Annotated in this window: 24 protein-coding genes and 1 tRNA gene; 19 read left to right on the forward strand and 6 right to left on the reverse strand. The window is 63.9% G+C overall.

All coding sequences use genetic code 11. The annotated features are described in order from the left end of the window. Positions 1-185 precede the first annotated feature (185 nt). The 5 genes from tsaB to ASD04_RS08950 all read left to right on the forward strand — a co-directional run bounded on the left by tsaB (position 186) and on the right by ASD04_RS08950 (position 2,943). Complete coding sequence (gene tsaB / locus ASD04_RS08930) at positions 186-797, forward strand: tRNA (adenosine(37)-N6)-threonylcarbamoyltransferase complex dimerization subunit type 1 TsaB (protein WP_056255565.1); 612 nt, start codon at positions 186-188, stop codon at positions 795-797. Beyond that, entirely contained in the window at positions 794-1,273 is a 480-nt protein-coding gene (gene rimI, locus ASD04_RS08935) for a ribosomal protein S18-alanine N-acetyltransferase (protein WP_056255570.1), read from the forward strand. Before tsaB ends, rimI begins: the two co-directional genes overlap by 4 nt. Before the next feature lie 89 nt (positions 1,274-1,362). After that, positions 1,363-1,752 (forward strand): Fur family transcriptional regulator, encoded by a 390-nt coding sequence (locus tag ASD04_RS08940; protein WP_056256540.1) that lies wholly within the window; start codon positions 1,363-1,365, stop codon positions 1,750-1,752. Next, entirely contained in the window at positions 1,749-2,549 is an 801-nt protein-coding gene (locus ASD04_RS08945; RefSeq protein ID WP_056255571.1) for a lysophospholipid acyltransferase family protein, read from the forward strand. Before ASD04_RS08940 ends, ASD04_RS08945 begins: the two co-directional genes overlap by 4 nt. A gap of 136 nt (positions 2,550-2,685) precedes the next feature. After that, the gene (locus ASD04_RS08950; RefSeq protein WP_056255573.1) at positions 2,686-2,943 is read left to right on the forward strand and encodes a hypothetical protein; all 258 of its coding nucleotides are present in this window, start codon (positions 2,686-2,688) and stop codon (positions 2,941-2,943) included. Here the strand turns inward: ASD04_RS08950 and ASD04_RS08955 are convergent. Next, positions 2,906-3,187: a hypothetical protein gene (locus tag ASD04_RS08955; protein ID WP_056255574.1), complete on the reverse strand. Its 282-nt coding sequence runs from the start codon at positions 3,185-3,187 to the stop codon at positions 2,906-2,908. The two genes, ASD04_RS08950 and ASD04_RS08955, sit on opposite strands and share 38 nt — an antisense overlap. Before the next feature lie 200 nt (positions 3,188-3,387). On the opposite strand from ASD04_RS08955, the gene ASD04_RS08960 reads away from it, so the two are divergent. After that, positions 3,388-4,080, forward strand: coding sequence for a hypothetical protein (locus ASD04_RS08960; protein WP_056255576.1), 693 nt, complete (start codon positions 3,388-3,390; stop codon positions 4,078-4,080). Here the strand turns inward: ASD04_RS08960 and pncB are convergent. Then, positions 4,077-5,387 carry a nicotinate phosphoribosyltransferase gene (gene pncB / locus ASD04_RS08965; protein ID WP_056255578.1) on the reverse strand — a complete coding sequence of 437 codons (1,311 nt, stop codon included), beginning with the start codon at positions 5,385-5,387 and terminating at the stop codon, positions 4,077-4,079. The genes ASD04_RS08960 and pncB overlap by 4 nt on opposite strands. Positions 5,388-5,480: 93 nt before the next feature. Continuing rightward, positions 5,481-6,569: a crosslink repair DNA glycosylase YcaQ family protein gene (locus ASD04_RS08970; RefSeq protein ID WP_056255580.1), complete on the reverse strand. Its 1,089-nt coding sequence runs from the start codon at positions 6,567-6,569 to the stop codon at positions 5,481-5,483. 229 nt (positions 6,570-6,798) lie between these two features. On the opposite strand from ASD04_RS08970, the gene ASD04_RS19405 reads away from it, so the two are divergent. Next, positions 6,799-7,443, forward strand: a complete 645-nt coding sequence (locus ASD04_RS19405; RefSeq protein WP_156461186.1) for a hypothetical protein — start codon at positions 6,799-6,801, stop codon at positions 7,441-7,443. A gap of 5 nt (positions 7,444-7,448) precedes the next feature. Here the strand turns inward: ASD04_RS19405 and ASD04_RS08975 are convergent. Next, positions 7,449-7,524: transfer RNA gene (locus tag ASD04_RS08975), tRNA-Ala, on the reverse strand. Positions 7,525-7,663: 139 nt separating this feature from the next. After that, a complete protein-coding gene (locus ASD04_RS08980) occupies positions 7,664-8,071 on the reverse strand; it encodes a TIGR02300 family protein (RefSeq protein WP_056255581.1) in 408 nt (135 codons plus the stop codon). Between the two features lie 167 nt (positions 8,072-8,238). Here ASD04_RS08980 and aroA point away from each other — a divergent pair, with 167 nt between their 5' ends. The 12 genes from aroA (at position 8,239) to trpA (ending at position 17,946) form a co-directional block, all read left to right on the forward strand. Further along, positions 8,239-9,597, forward strand: a complete 1,359-nt coding sequence (aroA, locus tag ASD04_RS08985; RefSeq protein ID WP_056255583.1) for a 3-phosphoshikimate 1-carboxyvinyltransferase — start codon at positions 8,239-8,241, stop codon at positions 9,595-9,597. Then, the gene (locus ASD04_RS08990) at positions 9,594-10,232 is read left to right on the forward strand and encodes a (d)CMP kinase (protein ID WP_056255584.1); all 639 of its coding nucleotides are present in this window, start codon (positions 9,594-9,596) and stop codon (positions 10,230-10,232) included. The genes aroA and ASD04_RS08990 overlap by 4 nt, the downstream gene beginning before the upstream one ends. A gap of 166 nt (positions 10,233-10,398) precedes the next feature. Then, entirely contained in the window at positions 10,399-12,111 is a 1,713-nt protein-coding gene (gene rpsA / locus ASD04_RS08995) for a 30S ribosomal protein S1 (protein WP_200940252.1), read from the forward strand. 85 nt (positions 12,112-12,196) lie between these two features. After that, positions 12,197-12,700, forward strand: a complete 504-nt coding sequence (locus tag ASD04_RS09000; protein WP_056255586.1) for a GNAT family N-acetyltransferase — start codon at positions 12,197-12,199, stop codon at positions 12,698-12,700. A 47-nt stretch (positions 12,701-12,747) separates the two neighbouring features. Then, positions 12,748-13,053: a BrnT family toxin gene (locus ASD04_RS19135; RefSeq protein ID WP_082531110.1), complete on the forward strand. Its 306-nt coding sequence runs from the start codon at positions 12,748-12,750 to the stop codon at positions 13,051-13,053. Positions 13,054-13,102: 49 nt separating this feature from the next. Next, positions 13,103-13,369: a BrnA antitoxin family protein gene (locus ASD04_RS09005; protein ID WP_244488289.1), complete on the forward strand. Its 267-nt coding sequence runs from the start codon at positions 13,103-13,105 to the stop codon at positions 13,367-13,369. A 66-nt stretch (positions 13,370-13,435) separates the two neighbouring features. Next, positions 13,436-14,395, forward strand: coding sequence for a signal peptide peptidase SppA (sppA, locus tag ASD04_RS09010; protein WP_056255588.1), 960 nt, complete (start codon positions 13,436-13,438; stop codon positions 14,393-14,395). A 38-nt stretch (positions 14,396-14,433) separates the two neighbouring features. After that, positions 14,434-14,715 (forward strand): integration host factor subunit beta, encoded by a 282-nt coding sequence (locus ASD04_RS09015; RefSeq protein ID WP_035099264.1) that lies wholly within the window; start codon positions 14,434-14,436, stop codon positions 14,713-14,715. Positions 14,716-14,745: 30 nt separating this feature from the next. Beyond that, positions 14,746-15,108, forward strand: a complete 363-nt coding sequence (locus ASD04_RS09020) for a DUF1049 domain-containing protein (RefSeq protein ID WP_056255589.1) — start codon at positions 14,746-14,748, stop codon at positions 15,106-15,108. A 9-nt stretch (positions 15,109-15,117) separates the two neighbouring features. Then, entirely contained in the window at positions 15,118-15,765 is a 648-nt protein-coding gene (locus tag ASD04_RS09025) for a phosphoribosylanthranilate isomerase (RefSeq protein WP_056255590.1), read from the forward strand. Between the two features lie 139 nt (positions 15,766-15,904). Continuing rightward, the gene (gene trpB / locus ASD04_RS09030; protein ID WP_056255592.1) at positions 15,905-17,122 is read left to right on the forward strand and encodes a tryptophan synthase subunit beta; all 1,218 of its coding nucleotides are present in this window, start codon (positions 15,905-15,907) and stop codon (positions 17,120-17,122) included. Positions 17,123-17,124: 2 nt separating this feature from the next. Then, the gene (trpA, locus tag ASD04_RS09035) at positions 17,125-17,946 is read left to right on the forward strand and encodes a tryptophan synthase subunit alpha (RefSeq protein ID WP_056255593.1); all 822 of its coding nucleotides are present in this window, start codon (positions 17,125-17,127) and stop codon (positions 17,944-17,946) included. 186 nt (positions 17,947-18,132) lie between these two features. Here trpA and ASD04_RS09040 read toward each other — a convergent pair whose 3' ends face one another. Then, positions 18,133-18,585 (reverse strand): hypothetical protein, encoded by a 453-nt coding sequence (locus tag ASD04_RS09040; protein WP_156461187.1) that lies wholly within the window; start codon positions 18,583-18,585, stop codon positions 18,133-18,135. Positions 18,586-18,880 lie beyond the last annotated feature (295 nt).

Genomic DNA, 18,880 nt, shown 5'->3' on the forward strand with positions numbered 1-18,880 from the left:
GGGGCTTGTGCCACGCGCTCGTGGTTCGAGGCTCGCGAAGATCTCGCACCTCTCCATGAGGACTACTTTGAACGCGGCGCTCCAGTAGCCTCATGGTGAGGCGGGAGCGCAGCGACCCTCGAACCACGAGGGCGTGGCACGGTGGCAGGCTCGACTCCGCTTTCGTGCCGGTCTAGAGCGATGCCATGTCCGCACTCTCCATCACCCTCGCCATCGACACCGCCGCGCCGCGCCTGCAACTGGGGTTGCTGCTGGCGAATGGGCGGACCGATGTTTCGGTGGACGAGATCGCCACCGGGCATGCCGAGCTGATCTTCGAGCGGATCGCGTCGCTGCTTGATCGCAATGGCATCGGCTATGCCGACCTTGGCCGCGTGGTGACGACGACGGGGCCGGGTTCGTTTACCGGCTTGCGCATCGGGCTCAGCGCCGCCAGGGGAATCGGGCTGGCGCGGGACATTCCGGTGGTTGGCGTATCGAGCCTGGTGGCGCTGTCGCTGGCGGTCGAAGGCCCGAGCACCGTGCTGCTCGACGCGCGCCGGGGCGAGGCCTATTTCCAGGTCTTTGCCGGGCCGGGGCAGAAGACCACAGAGGGCGACCTGCTGCCCATGGCCATCGCGCAGGCGGCAATCGTGCCGGGAACCACGCTGATTTCGTCGCCCTTCGTCGATATCGGGCTGGTGGCGCGCTATGGCGCCATGGCCGATCCCCTTACACACCAGCCCGAGCCGAACTATATCCGGGATGCCGATGCCAAGCCGCAGACGGCGGCGCGGATCGAAAGGCGGGGCATATGATCAAGCTATGGATGGCCCCGGCGGGCCTGCATATCGAGCCCGGCAGAGTCGCCGATGCCAGGGAATTGGCCCGCATCCATGCGCTTGGCTTTTATCGCGGCTGGCCGGTGGGCGAGTTCGAGAGCTTCCTTGCTGACGCCAATAGCCCGGTCTATGTGGCTTGCGATGCCAGGCGGCGCATTGCCGGCTTTGCGCTGATCCGGGTGGTCGAGGACGAGGCGGAATTGCTGACCATCGCGGTCGACCCGAAATGGCGCGGCAAGCGCATCGGGCAGGCGCTGATGCGCGCCGTGTTCGACGACCTGCTGCTGACACCGGCAAAGCGGATGTTCCTCGAGGTCAGCGAGGAGAATGCGCCGGCCATCAAGCTCTACCAGCGCGAGGGCTTTGCCAGCATTTCCAGCCGCAAGGGCTACTATCCCAAAGCGGACGGGTCGCAGGCGACCGCGCTTGTCATGGCGCGCGATCTTGGGTAACCCGAAGCCGGGATGGAGAGGTTCAGGAGCCAGCGGTGAACAGAAGCCAGACTGATCCGACGCTGGAGGAAGCCTGCGTCTCCAAGGGCATGCGCATGACCGACCAGCGGCGCATCATCGCCCAGGTGATCGAGCAGGCGGCGGACCATCCCGATGTCGAAGAGCTCTATCGCCGCGCCTCGGCCATCGACGCGCGCATCTCGCTCTCGACCGTCTACCGCACCGTCAACCTTTTCGAGGAGGCGGGGCTGGTGACCAAGCACGATTTCAAGGACGGCCGCGCCCGGTTCGAGCTGATCCCGGACGAGCATCACGACCACCTGATCGATATCCGCAGCGGCACGGTCATCGAGTTCCGCAACGAGGAGATCGAGGCGATCCAGGAGGTTATCGCCAAAAGGCTGGGCTACCGGCTGGTCGATCATCGGCTCGAACTCTATGCCGTGCCCATCGAAGGCTCCGACAGACACAAGAAATGATCTTCCGCGTTCTGTTCTTCCTGCTTGTGCTGGTGCCGGCGATGATTCTCATCATCCCTGCACAGGCCCTGATCAATGCGCTGAAGCTCCCTTTCTGGGGGACGCTGCCGCGCCTGTTCCATCGCATCGGGCGCATCTTCCTCGGCATGCGGGTGACCGTCATCGGCCAGCCGGCGACCGGGCGGCCGACGCTGCTGGTGTCCAATCACATTTCATGGACCGACATCATCGCGGTGGGCTCGGTGGCCGATGTGACCTTCGTCGCCAAGCGCGAGGTGGGGGAGTGGTTCTTCGTCGGCATGATGGCACGGCTGCAAAAGACCATCTTCGTCGACCGCACCAGGCGGTCCGATGCCGGCCGCACCGCCCAGGAAATGGGCGCGCATATGGCCGGGGGCAATGCCGTGCTGCTGTTTGCCGAGGGCCAGTCCGATATCGGCACCCATGTCCTGCCGTTCCGCTCGGCGCTGGTGGGCGCGGCGCAGCATGCCATGGTGGAGGCGGGCGCCAGCGACGTGATGATCCAGCCGCTGACCATCGCCTATACGAGGCTCCAGGGGCTTCCCGTCGGACGGACGGAACGATCGCTGATCGCCTGGATCAAATCCAAGTCGGTCGGGCAGAATATCCGCGAAATCCTCGGCGGGCCGGTCAAGGACGTGACGGTGGCCTTTGGCACGCCGCGCCCGCTGCGCGACACCGATAATCGCAAGCTCGTCACCAAGGCGGCCGAAAACGACGTGCGCGCCATGCTGGTGGCGCTCAATCGCGGCCGGAAACTGCCGGTGGCGGGCTAGGCTGCTTCACCTCTCCCTTCGGGGGAGAGGTGAGAAGCGGCGATCCCTAAAACTTTACCCGGTAATCCTAACGGGCGCTTCCGCTTGGCCGTAAAGGATTTGTTAGCTATCACCGCCGGGAATACGGAGGCGGAAAATGGCTTGGGAATTGCTGGCAATCTGGGCGATCGTGATTGCGACCACGGTCTGGTTCTTCCGCGACGAGCGGCGCCTGCGCGCCGAGGCCGAATTGCAGCGGGCCGCCCGCTACTATGCCCATGCCCCCAAATATCGTCATGTCGCGGTGGAGCCGGTCGAAGCGCCCGCTCCGGCACCGCAGCGCCGCACCGGCGGTCTCAATCGCGAGCAGCGCGCCTTCATCGCGGCCCTGACGGCTCCGAAGGCGTCGGCGTAGTCCCCAGGCTCGCCTTGAGCCGCGACACGATATCGGCCGCCTTGAGCATCAGCGCCATGTCGGTATCGGCGTCGCTGGCTCCCTCGGGCAGATCGGCCCAGACCGGGATGGTCAGGTCATGGGTCTGCTCCTGCTGGCCCAGCTGTTCCACCAGCACCGCCCGGACGTGACCGGTCACGCGGCCGGCAAGGCGTGGATGCGCCTGCTTGTCGCGGACGGTTATATCGATGAGCTGCAAAGTCATACCGGCCCCTGTCGGAGCCCCCGCCGGAACGCTAATCCGGCATGGTTCCCAAGACGTTAACGCGCGACCCGGGAGCGATGTTCTCCACAGCCGGTAATGCCGGACAGCAAGAAGGGTTCCCGGCTCGGGATGGATTGCCATCGGCGGCCGGATGAGGGCAAAGTTTCGACGTGGCCGGGCCAGGCCGGAGTGAGGGCGTCATGACTTTGTTGGGAACCGGCGTGGTGGCCATATGGAACGGCATCGCGCCGGGCCTCGAGGACGAGTTTCTCGCCTGGCACATGCATGAACATATGCGCGATCGCGTCGCCCTTCCCGGCTTCCAGCGCGGCCGCCGCTATATTTCGATCGACGGCAGTCCCGGTTTCTTCAATTTCTACGAGGCCGAATCGCTCGCCGACCTGACCTCGGCGGCCTATATGGCGGCACTCAACCAACCCACGCCCTGGACCGGCAGGGTCATTCCGCATTTCACCCAGATGTCGCGCACGCTCTGCCAAGTGGCGGCCTCGCGGGGTTGCGGGACAGGCGTCGTTATCGAGACCGTTCGTCTCTCCAGCCGGGTCGGGCGCGCGGCGTTCATCGAGAGCGTGACCGCCAATATCGTCGAGCCGGCCGCGGCCCGCCACGCCATTGCCGGGGTTCACCTGCTGGAGGGCCAGGCTGCTGCGGCGCCGGTCGAGACGGCCGAAACCAGGCTGCGCGGCGTGGGCGAGGTGGCCGAATGGATCTTGCTGGTCGAGGCGGTGCGCCATGACGACATTGTCGCGCTGCGCCGCGACCTGATCGGGGACGACACCCTCATTGCCTGCGGCGCCGGCCCCGCGATCCGCCGCGGCGCCTATGGCTTGCAGTTTGCGCTGTCCCGTACCGAACTGGCGAGCCGCGCCTAGACCTTGACGGGATGCTCGACCCGGCCGGCATCGCCGAAGATACGGAGATAGCGGGCGATTTCGTCGGGCATGCCGGTGGCCTTGGCCGGATTGTCGCTGAGCTTGACCGCCGGGTGGCCATTGGCCTCGCTGACCTTGGCGACGATGGAAATCGGATCGAGCCGCGGATTGGGCCCATCGGGGGCGCAGCCTTCGAAATCGTTGGTGAGATTGGTGCCCCAGCCAAAGGCCATGCGCACCTTGCCATCGAAATGGAGATAGGCTTCCTCGATCATGTCGACATCGAGCCCATCGGAAAAGATCAGCAGCTTGTCGCGCGGATCGCGGCCGCGTTCCTTCCACCAGGCGATGATGCGCTCGCCGCCCTCGATGGCGGGGGCGGAATCGGGGCGGAAGCCGGTCCAGTCGGCCACCCAATCTGGGGCGTTGCGCAGGAAGCTGTCGGTGCCGAAGGCGTCGGGCAGCACGATCTTGAGATTGCCGCCGTAATAGCTCTCCCAATCCTGCAGCACCTGGTAGGGCGCCGCCAGCAGGGCCTCGTCGGTCTTGGCCAAAGCGGCCAGCACCATAGGCAATTCATGGGCATTGGTGCCCAGGGCCTCCAGGTCGTTATCCATGGCCAGCTTGACGTTTGACGTGCCGGTAAAGGCCTCGCCGATGCCTTCCTTGAGCGCCTCGACGCACCAGCGCTGCCAGAGGAACGAGTGGCGGCGGCGGGTGCCGAAGTCGGAAATCTTGAGCTCGGGCAGCTTTTGCAGCCGCTCGACCTTTTCCCACATGCGCGCCTTGGCGCGGGCATAGAGCACGTCGAGCGTGAAAGGCCCGTAATGCTTCATGGCGGCGCGGCTGCGCAATTCGTTGATGATGGCGAGGGCCGGGATTTCCCACATCGTGGTTTCCAGCCACAGGCCCGGAAACTCCAGCACGAACTGGCCGTCCCGCTTTTCCAGCCGGTATTCGGGCAGGTGGAAATCCTCCAGCCACTTGAGGAAGGCCGGCTCGAATATCTGCTTGCTGCCATAAAAGCTGTTACCGGCCAGCCAGATCATTTCCTTCTTGGTGAAGCGCAGGGTGCGGGCATGATCGAGCTGGGCGCGCAACTCCTCGATATCGATCTCCTCGGCGAGGCGGACCGATCTGGTGCGGTTGATCAGCGAGAAGGTGGTGTTGACCTTGGGATAGAGCCCCCAGATCATCTGCAGCATCAGGAGCTTGTAGAAATCGGTATCGAGCAGGCTCCGCACGATCGGATCGAGCTTCCAGGTGTGGTTATACACCCGCCGGGCAATGTCGGTATAAGTCGCCATGGGTGGCCCCTAGTTCGCGGCATGGCTTTTAGCGCGGGCGGGAGGGGATGGGAAGGCGAGAACGGGTTGGGAGCGTTCGGTGAGCCTGCACGACTACTCCCCCAGTTGAAATGCCTCGAACCGCCCCAACGCTTCATCCACCGCTGCCCGCCCCTCGGCGTCCACATCCTCCAGCCAGGTGGCCCGCTGGATCAGCAGCTTTTTCGCCGCGCGGTCGGTCTTGAGGTCGAAGGCGGCGACCACGCGGTCGCCCATGAGGATGGGCAGCGCGAAATAGCCCAGCTTGCGCTTTGCCGCCGGCAGATAGGCCTCGAACAGGTGGTCGTAGCCGAAGAACAGGCTGAGCCTTTTGCGCTGGATGATGAGCGGATCGAAGGGCGAGAGGATGTGGACCAAGGCCGGGGGTTCGCTGGCGGCGGCTTCGAGCGTGGCGGGCTCGGCCCAATGCGGCACCTTTTCGGCGCCCGCGATGACAACGGGCACCAGCAGCTTGCGGCGAACGCGGCTGTCGATCAGCGCCCTCACCGCTTTCTTGCTCGGGGCGTCGAGATGGCAGATGGAATCAAGACTTGCCACGCCCTGGCTGCGCAAAGCGCGATCGAGCAGGTAGGCCGTGATCTGCCGCTCGGTCGCCGGCTTGGGCACGGCGCCGAAATGGCGCGCCATCAGGTCATAGGTCTTGACCATGCCCTGGCGGGCACCAATCGTCACCAGCCCCTGGAAGAACATCATTTCGAGCACCCGCTTGCTCGGCTTGCGGCTGGCCCAGGGATGATCCTTGTCCACCAGCTCGTCGTCGCCGATATCGCGGATGGAGAGCGGGCCTTCGCGGCGCAGGCGCCGCAGCATCTTTTTGACTTCGTCCGGCGTCACCGAGCCGAACCAGCGGCTGGGCGTCTCCCGATACTGCTTCATGGCCGGCACGAAGAAGGGCAGGTCGGACGTCGGCACGTAGCTCAGCGCATGGGTCCAGTATTCGAATACAGACTTGTCCGACGACTGGACCTGGGCGAGATCGCCGCGGCGATAGCCGGGGATGCGCGAAAACAGGATGTGATGGTGGCAGCGCTCGATGACATTGATGGTGTCGATCTGCACATAGCCCAGATGGGCAATGGCCGCGAGGACAGCGGCGGGGCCATCGCCGAACGGCGCCGCAGTATCGAGCCGCTGCGCTGACATCCACAGGTGGCGGGCGCGGGTCTGGGAAAGAACAATTGGAGCTTTGGGCACGGTGCATCCGATTCTGGAACAGGACCAGAAGAACGAAGCGCCATGCCGGCGTCAATTCGTGGCAGGAGGGGTGCGCGCCGAGCCCTCGGACGCATGCAATTCGAAGTACACGATAGCCGACTTGACTATCTGCAGATAGTCTTTCAGATTATCTGCAGATAAAATTCAGGTGAAAGCGATGAAACTTACAATATCTGGAGCAAGTGTCGTCTCGGATGGAATCTGGTTGATTGAAATGGAACCGCGTCACGTGTGCCTGCTTGGTGATGCCGGCACTGCGCAGGGAGTTCGTAGCGTTGTTCTGATAAGTGATGCAGCATTCGATGATGTCGGTAGCACCCTCAGCTTTGAAGCCGAGCGTGCATTTCCGATCAATCTGGGCACAACATCACAAACCATTGCTATCTCGCTCAGACCAAAACCGGAAAATCGTTCTGCAGCAGTTTCGCTCGGCGACGTGCAGGATGAAGCGGTGAGGAAAGGAGATCGACAGTTTCTCGACATGGCCCAAAGGCTGCTGCCTGAACCGATGTTTCGTGCCTCCGCAACTCTGTTGCGAGAAGTGCGCAAGCGATCGCCAGGAGATCTCAAGAGGGGTCAGGCCCGAAATTTTAGCAACTCACCAGATAACTTCTGGTACGTGATAATTCAGCCGAGGATAGCAGAGCTATCAATAACTGTTAGGGGACCAGTGGAGCACTTTCGCAACATGGCGAAAGTGGCAATCAAGGATGATCGGGGGAACACACGCTTTAAGGTATCAAGCGAAAAAGATGTCCAAGCAGCTCTTGAGCTAATATTTCACGCCAAGCGAAGGCTTTAGGAATTTGGTGGAGCCAAGCGGGATCGAACCGCTGACCTCTTGCATGCCATGCAAGCGCTCTCCCAGCTGAGCTATGGCCCCATTCCATTGGGTCTCGGAGGGGCTAACCCGTCCGAAGCGAGGCGGAACCTATTGGATGATCCCGACCGGCGCAAGTGCCTAAATGACACTTTTTTGTTCAACCGGCCGACAGGATCGGCCGGCTGAAAATCTAGTCAAATCAACGGTCTTCGTCGCCGCTGACGTCAAAACCGAGTTCGTCGTCCTCGTCTTCGTCTTCTTCGAGGAAGACGTCCGCGTCGTCATCGCCGAGCTCTTCGTCGACCTCGACATCATCGGTCTCGGGGATTTCCTCGTCGCCGGATTCTTCGGCATCGGCATCCTCGAGCGAAACGATCTCGGGTGCTGCCACATCCTCGACCTCTTCCTCGACTTCTTCTTCATCATCCTCGACATCGGCCTTGCGGGCGGTGGCGGGAGAGGGCTTGCCGGCAAGGACCTGCTCGAAATAGGAGCGCGGATAGCTCTTGCCCGTATAGGGCGAGACGATCGGGTCGTTGCCGAGGTCGTAGAATTTCTTCCCGGTTTCGGGATCGGTGCGCTTGGTGCCGCGGTCGGAACTGGCCATCGATGTTCCTCGTCGTAAGGTTTTTGCGGGGCTTGAAGGCCTCCGGTTCGGTCAGTCCGGTTATGGACAAACACCGCCCCTGTCAAACCGAAAATGTGGAGAGCTGGTTCCCGCTCGTGCGGGGTGGTGGCCTTGCCGCGCCGGGCCGTGCTAAGCCGATTCCGCCCATGAACGAGATCGCCCCGCAGATTCCGGCCAAAAGTACCCCGCTCGCCAGCCACGGCGCCAACCCGCTGACCGGGCGTTTCATGACGCCCGGCGACAAGGCGATTTCCCATCGCGCGCTGATGCTGGGGGCGCTGGCCGTGGGCCATACCAGCATCGAGGGCCTACTCGAGGCCGAGGATGTGCTGGCGACCGCTGCGGCTTTGCGCCGGCTCGGCGTGCGCATCGAACAGCGCGATGGCGCCTGGCATGTGCACGGGCTGGGCGTCGGCGGCCTGCTGGCGCCGGAAGCGCCGCTCGAGCTGGGCACATCAAGCGTCGGGGCACTGCTGCTGGGGCTGCTCGCCCCCTATCCCTTTGCGTCACGCTTTACCGGCGGAGCGATGCTGGCAGGCCTGGCATTGGAGCCGCTGTTCGCGGCGCTGACGCCGATCGGGGCGGTGGTGACCGAGGCGGAGGATGGCGGCCTGACCTTGCGCGGCCCGCTCCTGCCGCTGCCGGCGCGCCATGTGATGGCGGCGCCCTCCGAGGCGATCAAATCGGCGCTGCTGCTGGCCGGGGCGCAGATGGCCGGCACGACCACCATCATCGAGTCGGTAGCGACGGGCGACCATACCGAAACCATGCTGGCCGATTTCGGCGCCGCCATAACGGTGACGGGCGACGAGGCCGGCGGCGCGACGATTTCCATCACCGGGCTCGCCCCATTGCAGCCGCGCCAAGTGGTGGTGCCAGGCGATCCGACCTCGGCGGCCTATCCGGTGGTGGCAGCGCTGATCGTGCCCGGCTCGGAACTGGTGATCGAAAATGTGCTGATCAACCCTGTTCGTACCGGGCTCATCGATACGCTGCTGGAAATGGGCGGCGACATCACCTTTCTCAACCAGCACGAAGCCGGCGGCGAGCATATTGCCGACCTGCGGGTGCGCTCGTCGCGGCTCAAGGGTATCCGCATCAGCGCCGAACACGCTTCGGGCATGCTGGACGACATTCCTGTTCTGGCCATGGCCGCCGCCTATGCGCAGGGCGAAACCACGATCGAGGGACTGGGCGAGTTGCGCCACGAGGAATGCGACCGGTTGGCGGCGATTGCCGCTGGGCTTGCCGCCAGCAAGGTGACGGTGAGCGAAGGCGAGACAAGCCTGACCATTGGCGGCATCGGCAAGGTCGAGGGCGGTGGCATGGTGGCCAGCCGGGGCGACCATCGCATCGCCATGGGTTTTCTCGTGCTGGGCCTCGCCAGCCAGAAGCCGGTGACGCTGGACGATACCAGCGCCATTGCCGCGCACTTTCCGGGCTTCGTGTCCGCCATGACCGCGGCGGGCGCCCGGTTCGAACCGGTGAAAGGACGCCAGAAATGATCATCGCGGTCGATGGACCCGCCGCTTCGGGCAAGGGCACGCTGGCATCGGGTCTGGCCCGGCACTATGGCCTGCCCTATCTCGATACCGGGCTGCTCTACCGCGCCGTCGGCCGGGCCGTGGAATCTTACGAGAATTCGCCCGAATTCGAGCAGCGCGCCATCGCTGCGGCGCAGATGCTGGACGAGAGCGATATCGAGCCCGAATACCTGCAATCCGCCAAGATCGGATCGCTGGCCTCCAAGGTCGCCGTGATCGGCGCGGTGCGCTCGGCCCTGTTCGACTATCAGCGCGGCTTTGCCACCCAGGCGGGCGGCGCCGTGCTCGATGGCCGCGATATCGGCACCACGATCGCGCCGGAAGCCGATGTGAAGCTGTTCATCCAGGCGGACAGCAAATCGCGCATGGAGCGGCGGGCCCGCCAGTTCGAAGCGCGCGGCCAGGTGGTTGACCGCTACGCCCTCTATCACCAGATAGAAGAGCGGGATGCACGCGACATGCTCAATCCCAATGGCGGCTTCTACAAAGCTGACGACGCGCACTTGCTCGATACGACGCTTCTCGATATAGAGGCCGCACTCCGCGCAGCCATCGCGATTGTCGATGGGACCATGGCAGCCAAGGCAGGGTCGTAAGACCTTAATCCAACCTTGGATGGTACGGCCCCGGCACTCACCCAGCGACCAGCCGGAAAATACCACAATCAACGTTTCGATCGGGCGCTCGCGCGCCGGCATTTCCATTTGGGAAATGGCGGGCTTTCGATCTTCAACCCAACCACCGGCGCAACGGAGAAGGTATTTGGCACAGCAAACTGTGACGAAAGAAGATTTTGAATCGCTGCTGATGGACAGCTTCGTTGACAACGAGCCGCTAGAGGGCGCCGTCGTCAAGGGCACCGTCGTCGCGATCGAAAAGGACCTGGCGATCATCGACGTCGGTCTCAAGACCGAAGGCCGCATCGCGCTCAAGGAATTCGGCCAGGCCGGCCGTGACGGCACCATCACCGTCGGTTCGGTCGTGGAAGTCTATGTCGACCGCGTCGAGAACGCTGCCGGTGAAGCCGTGCTGTCGCGCGAGAAGGCCCGCCGCGAAGAGAGCTGGGTCAAGCTCGAGGAAATGTACAACAACAACGAGCGCGTTGAAGGCACCATCTTCAACCAGGTCAAGGGTGGCTTCACCGTCGACCTCGAAGGCGCCATCGCCTTCCTGCCGCGTTCGCAGGTGGACATCCGTCCGATCCGCGATATCGCGCCGCTCATGAACGTGCCGCAGCCGTTCCAGATCCTCAAGATGGACAAGCGCCGCGGCAACATCGTTGTCTCGCGCCGCGCGATCCTCGAAGAGAGCCGTGCCGAGCAGCGTTCGGAAATCGTGCAGCAGCTCGAAGAGGGCCAGGTTGTCGACGGCGTGGTCAAGAACATCACCGATTACGGTGCGTTCGTCGATCTCGGCGGTATCGACGGCCTGCTGCATGTCACCGACATCGCATGGCGCCGTGTGAACCACCCGTCCGAAGTGCTGACGATCGGCGAGACCATCAAGGTCCAGATCGTTCGCATCAACCACGAGTCGCACCGCATCAGCCTCGGCATGAAGCAGTTGCAGGCCGATCCGTGGGATGGCATCGAAGCCAAGTACCCGATCGAGGCCAAGTTCACCGGCCGCGTGACCAACATCACCGACTATGGTGCATTCGTTGAACTGGAGCCGGGCATCGAAGGCTTGATCCACGTCTCGGAAATGAGCTGGACCAAGAAGAACGTCCACCCCGGCAAGATCGTCTCGACCTCCCAGGAAGTCGAAGTCGTGGTGCTGGAAGTCGATCCCGACAAGCGCCGCATCTCGCTCGGCCTCAAGCAGACCCTGGCCAATCCGTGGGAAAGCTTCGCCGAGAAGTTCCCGGTCGGTTCGGTCATCGAAGGCGAAGTCAAGAACAAGACCGAATTCGGCCTGTTCATCGGCCTCGACGGCGATGTGGACGGCATGGTCCACCTCTCCGACCTCGACTGGCAGAAGTCGGGCGAAGTGGCCCTGGAAGACTACAACCGCGGCGACATGGTTTCGGCCAAGGTCCTCGATGTTGACGTCGAAAAGGAACGCATCAGCCTGGGCATCAAGCAGCTCGCGACCGGCGAAACCTCGTCCGACGCAGCCGCTGGTGGCGAGCAGGGCGGCATCCGCAAGGGCGCTGTCGTGACCGGCACGGTCATCGAAGTCAACGATGGGGGCATCGAAGTCCGTATCGCCGACAGCGACATGACGGCCTTCATCCGTCGCGCCGATCTCAGTCGCGACCGCAACGACCAGCGCCCGGAGCGCTTCTCCAAGGGCGAGAAGGTCGATGCGCGCGTCACCCAGTACGACCGCAAGACCAGCCGCATCCAGCTTTCCATCAAGGCGCTCGAAATCGCCGAGGAAAAGGAAGCCGTGGCCAATTACGGTTCGTCGGATTCGGGCGCTTCGCTCGGCGACATCCTGGGCGCCGCGCTCAAGGGCCGCGAAGAGAAGTAATTCTCTTTTGGTTCAAACCGTCAGGCCCGCGCTTCACAGCGCGGGCCTTTTGCTTTCTAAGCTGGGGGCGCGAGGGAAAGTGAGCATGAGCAACGCGATGCACTGGCGGGCACTGACTACGCTCGACCTGCCTGATGTCGAAACCATCGCCGCAAAGGTGCATCCCTCGTTTCCCGAGGACATGACGGTGTTTGCCGAGCGGCAGCGGCTCTATCCCGATGGCACGCTTCTGCTCGAGCTTGATGGCGTGCCGGCGGGCTACATCATCTCCCACCCCTGGCGCCTTGGCGCGATACCGGCGCTCAATGCGCTGCTCGGGGCTATCCCCGACGACGCCGATACCTACTACCTGCACGACCTGGCGCTGCTGCCGGCGGCCCGTGGCACCGGGGCGGCAGCGATGATCGTCGGCGAGATGCTGCGCCATGCCAAAGCCAGGGGCTTTCCCAGCATCAGCCTCGTGGCCGTCAACGGCTCGCTGTCCTTCTGGTACAAGCACGGCTTCCGCGCCGTGGCAGCGCCCGAACTGGCCGAGAAGCTCGCCAGCTACGAAGCGACGGCGCGGTACATGGTCAGGCGGCTTGTGTAGTTACAGATTTGTAGTTACATTCGGGGTGAGCGCAGAGGGGGCGATGCGTGGCTCAAGAATTTAAATGGGATGAAAACAAGAACCGCTCGAACTTCGTCAAGCACGGCATCCGGTTCGAAACCGCAGCCCGAGCATTTCTCGATCCATATGCAGTTCAAGAGCAGGATCGCTACGTGGATGGCGAAGAACGCTGGCAGACCACAGGCCTAATCGACGCCGTTCACATTGTTGTCGTGGCCCATACGATCAAGGATAACATCAATGGCACAGAGATCATCCGCATCATCTCGGCGCGTCCTGCCGAACGACACGAAGCCCGAGGATACGAACGAGCCAGAATGGGTCTTTTATGAACTTGATCTGCTTGATCCCCCCCCTCTCACCGAAGAGCAAAAGGCCGAATTGACTGCTCTCGACAATCTGCGTGATGAGGATATCGACTTTTCCGATATCCCTCCCCTGACGGAAGAATTCTGGAAGAACGGCATCCGCAATCCCCATTATGCGCGGGCGCTCAAGGAACAGCTCACCATCCGCCTCGATGCCGATATCCTCGACTGGTTCAAGCGTCATGCCAAGGATGGCAAGGGCTACCAGACCGACATCAACAAGGCGCTGCGCGCCTATGTCGTGGCGCAGGAGAAGCGGGCGGCCCGGAAGGCGGGGTAGCGCGGCTCTTGCCAAAGCGGGGTGGCAAGCCTACCCGACTGCACTGACTTTCCTGCCGAGGCCACAATGACCGACCAGCCCAGCCCCGAGCCGTCCCGCGCGGATGCGCATACCGTCATCGCCGCCGAAACCTATCGCCGCTCGCGCGGGCTGTGGCGGGTGCTGGCCTTTATCGCGCTGGCTATCGCCGTGATTGTCGGGCTGGGGCGCTTTTCCCTGCCGCAGGGTCCGGCGGGTGAGTATGTGGCGCGGCTGGTGATCGATGGCACCATCACCACGGACCGGGCGCGGCTCGCGGCCATCGCGGACCTGGCCGAGGACGATGCCGTCAAGGCGGTGATCGTCGCCATCAATTCGCCCGGCGGCACCACAGCGGGCGGCGAGGAGCTCTACGAGGCGCTGGGGCAATTGCGGGCAGCCAAGCCCACGGTCGCCGTCATCGGCGAGCTGGGGGCCTCGGCGGCCTATATGACCGCCATTGCTACCGATCGCATCTTTGCCCGGCGGCTCTCCATCGTCGGGTCCATCGGCGTGCTCTACCAGCATGTCAATGCCGGCAAGCTGCTGGAAACCGTGGGCGTCGATCTCGACAAGGTGGCGTCCGGCCCGCTCAAGGCGGAGCCGGATTTCGACGAGCCGCTGGACGGGGCGCCCCGCGCCTCCATCGCCGCGCTGGTCGATGACAGCTTCCAGTGGTTCGTCGATGTTGTGGCCGAACGCCGCGGCCTCACGCGCCCCGCCACGCTGGCACTGGCCGATGGCCGGATCGTCACCGGCCGGGTGGGGGTCGAAAGCGGGCTCATCGACGCCATCGGCGGGGAGAAGGAGGCCATGGACTGGCTCGAAACCGAGCGCGACGTGGCCGCCGAACTCGATATCCGCACCGTCTGGCCGCAGCCGCAGCAGGGGTTCGACCTCATCGGAACCTTCCTCAACGGACAGGCGCGCGCCGCGCTCGGCCTGCCCGATGGTCCTATCACGCTTGACGGGCTGGTCTCGCTTTGGCAGGTTGGCACCGCTTCCTGAACTAGAGGGAGGCGGCGGCCTGCCAACTGGAGCCCGGGATGATCAAGTCGGAACTCGTCGAGAAACTCGCGGCGGAAAATCCGCATCTGTTCCAGCGTGATATCGAAAACATCGTCAACGCCATCCTCGACGAGATCGGGGATGCCATGGCGCGGGGAGACCGGGTCGAGCTGCGCGGCTTTGGCGCGTTCTCGGTGAAAAATCGCCCGGCGCGCGTCGGTCGCAACCCACGGACCGGCGAACAGGTCGATGTGGGCGAGAAATATGTGCCGCAATTCAAGGCCGGCAAGGAAATCCGCGAGCGGCTCAACCGCTCGTAACGGGCAACGCCCCATCGGACAGAGCCGTTCATGGTCAACAGAATCGTCGGTTGGGTGGTCCTTGTCCCGTTATGCCTGGGGCTGATCGTCTTCGCCCTCGCCAATCGGCATTTCGTCGTGGTCAATTTCAACCCTTTCGCCCCGGTCGAGACCAGCGTGGCGCCCGGCTATGGCGTGCCGCTTTTCGTGGTGCTCTATGTGGTGCTGCTGGTGGGCGTGCTGCTGGGCGGCACCGCGACCTGGTTTGCCCAGGGGCGCCACCGCCGCGGGGAAAAGCACTGGCGCCGCGAGGCGCATATGCTGCATGGCGAGCTGGAAACGCTGCGCCGCAATCATGGCCAGGCCGGATCAGGTCCCCTGGCCGAAGTCGATGACCTCCTGGAGCTGCGCTGAGCGACCCCGATGGCCGAACCCCTGATCATCAAGATTTGTGGCATCAAGACCCCTGAACTGCTCGAAGCCACCATCGCTGGCGGAGCCGACATGGTGGGGTTCATGCATTTTCCGCGTTCGTCGCGCCATGTGAGCATCGAGGAGATCGCGACGCTGATCTCGGAGGCCCGCGGCCGGATCCAGACCTGCGTGGTGCTGGTCAATCCGGACAATAGCTGCGTGGCCGAAGTCGCCGCGCTCGGCCCGGACTGGATTCAGCTGCATGGCCCCGAAACGCCGCATCGCGTCGAGGCCATCCGCGCCGAGGCGGGCGTCGAAATCATGAAGGCGCTGCCGATCGGTTCGGCCGAGGATGTGGCGCATGTCGCCGATTTCCTCGATGTCGCCGACCGCATCCTGCTCGACGCCAAGCCGCCCAAGGGGGCCGACCGGCCGGGCGGGCTGGGCGACACCTTCGACTGGGCACTGCTCAAGGCGCTTGACCCGTCCATCCCCTTCATGCTTTCCGGGGGGCTGACGCCGCAGACCGTGGCCGACGCCGTCAAGACCGTGCGCCCCTTCGGGGTCGATGTGTCCTCCGGCGTCGAAACCGCACCGGGCGTCAAGGACAAGAAGCTGATCGAAGCGTTCATCCGCAACGCCCGCGCAGCCGGCTGACCTTTCTTCTCCCTCCCCCTCGTGGGGAGGGTGGCCCCGAAGGGTCGGGTGGGGGTCTTTCCCTCATTCGGCGCGCGTGGCCCACCCCCACCCCTGGCGCTGCGCGAGACGCAGGAGCCGAAGCATCTGCGAGGCGTCCGTGACGAGTACCGGCATCAATTCCCTGCGCAATGGCCCGGACGAGGAGGGTCGTTTCGGGCTTTATGGCGGGCGCTTCGTCGCCGAAACGCTGATGCCGCTGATTCTCGATCTCGAGGCGCATTACCGCGCCGCCAAGGTCGATCCGGCCTATCTCGACGAGATCAAGACGCTGGCGACCCATTATACCGGCCGGCCCAGCCCGCTCTATTTCGCCGAGCGGCTGACCAATCACCTCGGCGGGGCCAAGGTGTGGCTCAAGCGCGAGGAGCTGAACCATACCGGCTCCCACAAGATCAACAATTGCCTGGGTCAAATCCTCCTGGCCAAGCGCATGGGCAAGACGCGCATCATCGCCGAGACCGGCGCCGGCCAGCATGGCGTGGCCACCGCCACGGTCTGCGCCAAGTTCGACCTGCCCTGCACCATCTTCATGGGCGCCACCGATGTCGAGCGGCAGAAGCCCAACGTGCTGCGCATGAAAATGCTGGGCGCCGAAGTGCGGCCCGTCACGGCTGGGGCCGGCACGCTCAAGGACGCCATGAACGAGGCCCTGCGCGACTGGGTGACCAATGTCGATACCACCTATTACCTGATCGGCACCGCGGCGGGGCCGCATCCCTATCCGGAAATGGTGCGTGACTTCCAGAGCGTGATCGGCACCGAGCTCAAGCAGCAGTTCCAGGAGGCCGAGGGCAAGCTGCCCGAGGCGGTGGTGGCCTGTGTGGGCGGCGGCTCCAATGCCATCGGCACCTTCCACGCCTTCCTCGATGATCCCGAGGTCAAGCTCTATGGCGCCGAAGCCGGCGGGCATGGCATCGACACCGAGAACGGCCATGCCGCCAGCATGACAGGCGGCCGCCCCGGCGTGCTGCATGGCAACCGCACCTATCTGCTGCAGGACAGCGACGGGCAGATCCTCGAGGGCCATTCCATCTCGGCCGGGCTCGACTATCCCGGCGTGGGCCCCGAGCATGCCTTCCTGCATGACAGCAAGCGCGTCACCTATGCCCCGATCACCGACAAGGAGGCTCTGGACGCCTTCCAGTTGCTGACCCGCACCGAGGGCATCATTCCGGCGCTGGAATCGGCGCATGGCCTGGCGCAGGTGATGAAGATCGCGCCAGCGATGGGCAAGGATACCTCGATCGTGCTGTGCCTGTCCGGGCGCGGCGACAAGGACGTCGAAAGCGTCGGCAATTACCTGGGGCTGCTGTAGTCATGTCGCGTATCGAAAAACGTTTCGCCGAGTGCAAGGCCGCAGGCCGCCCGGCGCTGGTCACCTATGTCATGGCCGGCGATCCCGATCTCGCCACCAGCCAGGCGATCATGGAGGCCCTGCCGCAGGCGGGCTCCGACATCATCGAATTCGGCATGCCGTTTTCCGACCCGATGGCCGATGGCGTGGCCATCCAGCTGGGCGGGCAGCGCGCCCTGGCGGCCGGCATGACCCTGCGCGGCGTGCTCGGCATGGTCGAGGATTTCCGCCGCAAGGACGAAACCACCCCCATCGTGCTGATGGGCTATTATAACCCGATCTACAGCTTCGGCGTCGACAGGTTCCTCGCGGCGGCGAAAGAGGCCGGCGTCGATGGCCTCATCATCGTCGACCTGCCGCCCGAGGAAGACGCGGAACTCTGCATCCCAGCGCTCAGGGCCGGCATCAACTTCATCCGCCTCACCACGCCGACCACCGACGACAGGCGCCTGCCGGCGGTGCTCAAGAACACGTCGGGCTTCGTCTACTATGTGTCGATGACCGGCATTACCGGGGCGGCGATCAAGTCGCGCGCCGCGGTGGGCGAGGCCGTGGCGCGCATCAAGAGCCATACCGACCTGCCCGTCGCCGTTGGCTTCGGCATCAAGACGGCCGAGGACGCCGCCGAAATCGGCCGCCATTCCGACGGCATCGTGGTGGGCACGGTGCTGGTCGAGGCGGTGGCGGGCTCATTGGTCGATGGCAAGGCCAGCGACAGGACGGTCGCCGCCGTGCGCGACCTGGTGGCCAGCCTGGCCGGCGGCGTCAAGCGGGCACGGGGCTGAACAATTTGATGGGGTTCCCCCTGAACTCATGAGCATTCGCTTACGCGATGTCATCCCGGCGGAGGCCGGGATCCATCCTGAGGTCTAGTCGTACCCAACCGAGCTGAACTATCTCAAGATGGATTCCGGCCTCCGCCGGGATGACATCGCGCTTGTAAACACTGCCCTCAAGGTGGGGGGGAGCCCCTACTGTACCGCGGTGGCAGGCTCGGTTGCCGGCACCACTGCCCCGGCATCGGCCACCGGGGTCGCCGGCAGCGTGGACAGGTCGACCTCGGCCAGCCGGTCGGCACAAAGATCGGCGGCGCCGTCGATCGGGTCGGCGCGATCGGCAAGGGTTACCCAGCCGCCTTCCTCGAGCAGACCGTCACGGCGATAGCTGCTTTCCTCGTTGAGGGCAGTAAGGTTGGCCCGGACATCGGGCGCTGCCAGATAACGCTTGAAGCAGATATCGGCAGCCAGTTCGGCGACGGCCTGTTGCGCCGCCTTGTCGGCACGTTGCTCGGCCGAGCCGCCAGTGACCCAGCCGCCCCAGGTGAAGCCCACGACCATGGTCGCGATAATACAGCCGGCGCATGACCAGAACAGCGTGGCCTTGCCGGCTTTGAAGTCGCGGAATCGTTCAGATATCGAAGACATATCGCCTCCCCCTTTGCAGTTTTCTGCGTTGTATGGCTCCCGGCGAGGCGGGACTAAGGTGGAATGGTGACACATTCCCGGCGGAAGTGCGACACAAGCGGTAACTTGCCAGTATAGTTCGAAAAGCCTGACCGGACTGTATTCAGTGGAATTGAACAATTACGAAAATGCCGTCGGATATAAAGGTTCATTCAGTGGACAATCATTGTCTGCCCTGCCGCAACGCTCGCACAATTGCGTGATCCATTCAGAACGAAGTTGTTCACAGCCGCGCGCTTTGTCCCGCACCGGCTTT

This window comes from Devosia sp. Root436 (assembly GCF_001426345.1).
In the GTDB taxonomy this organism is placed as follows: Bacteria; Pseudomonadota; Alphaproteobacteria; order Rhizobiales; family Devosiaceae; genus Devosia.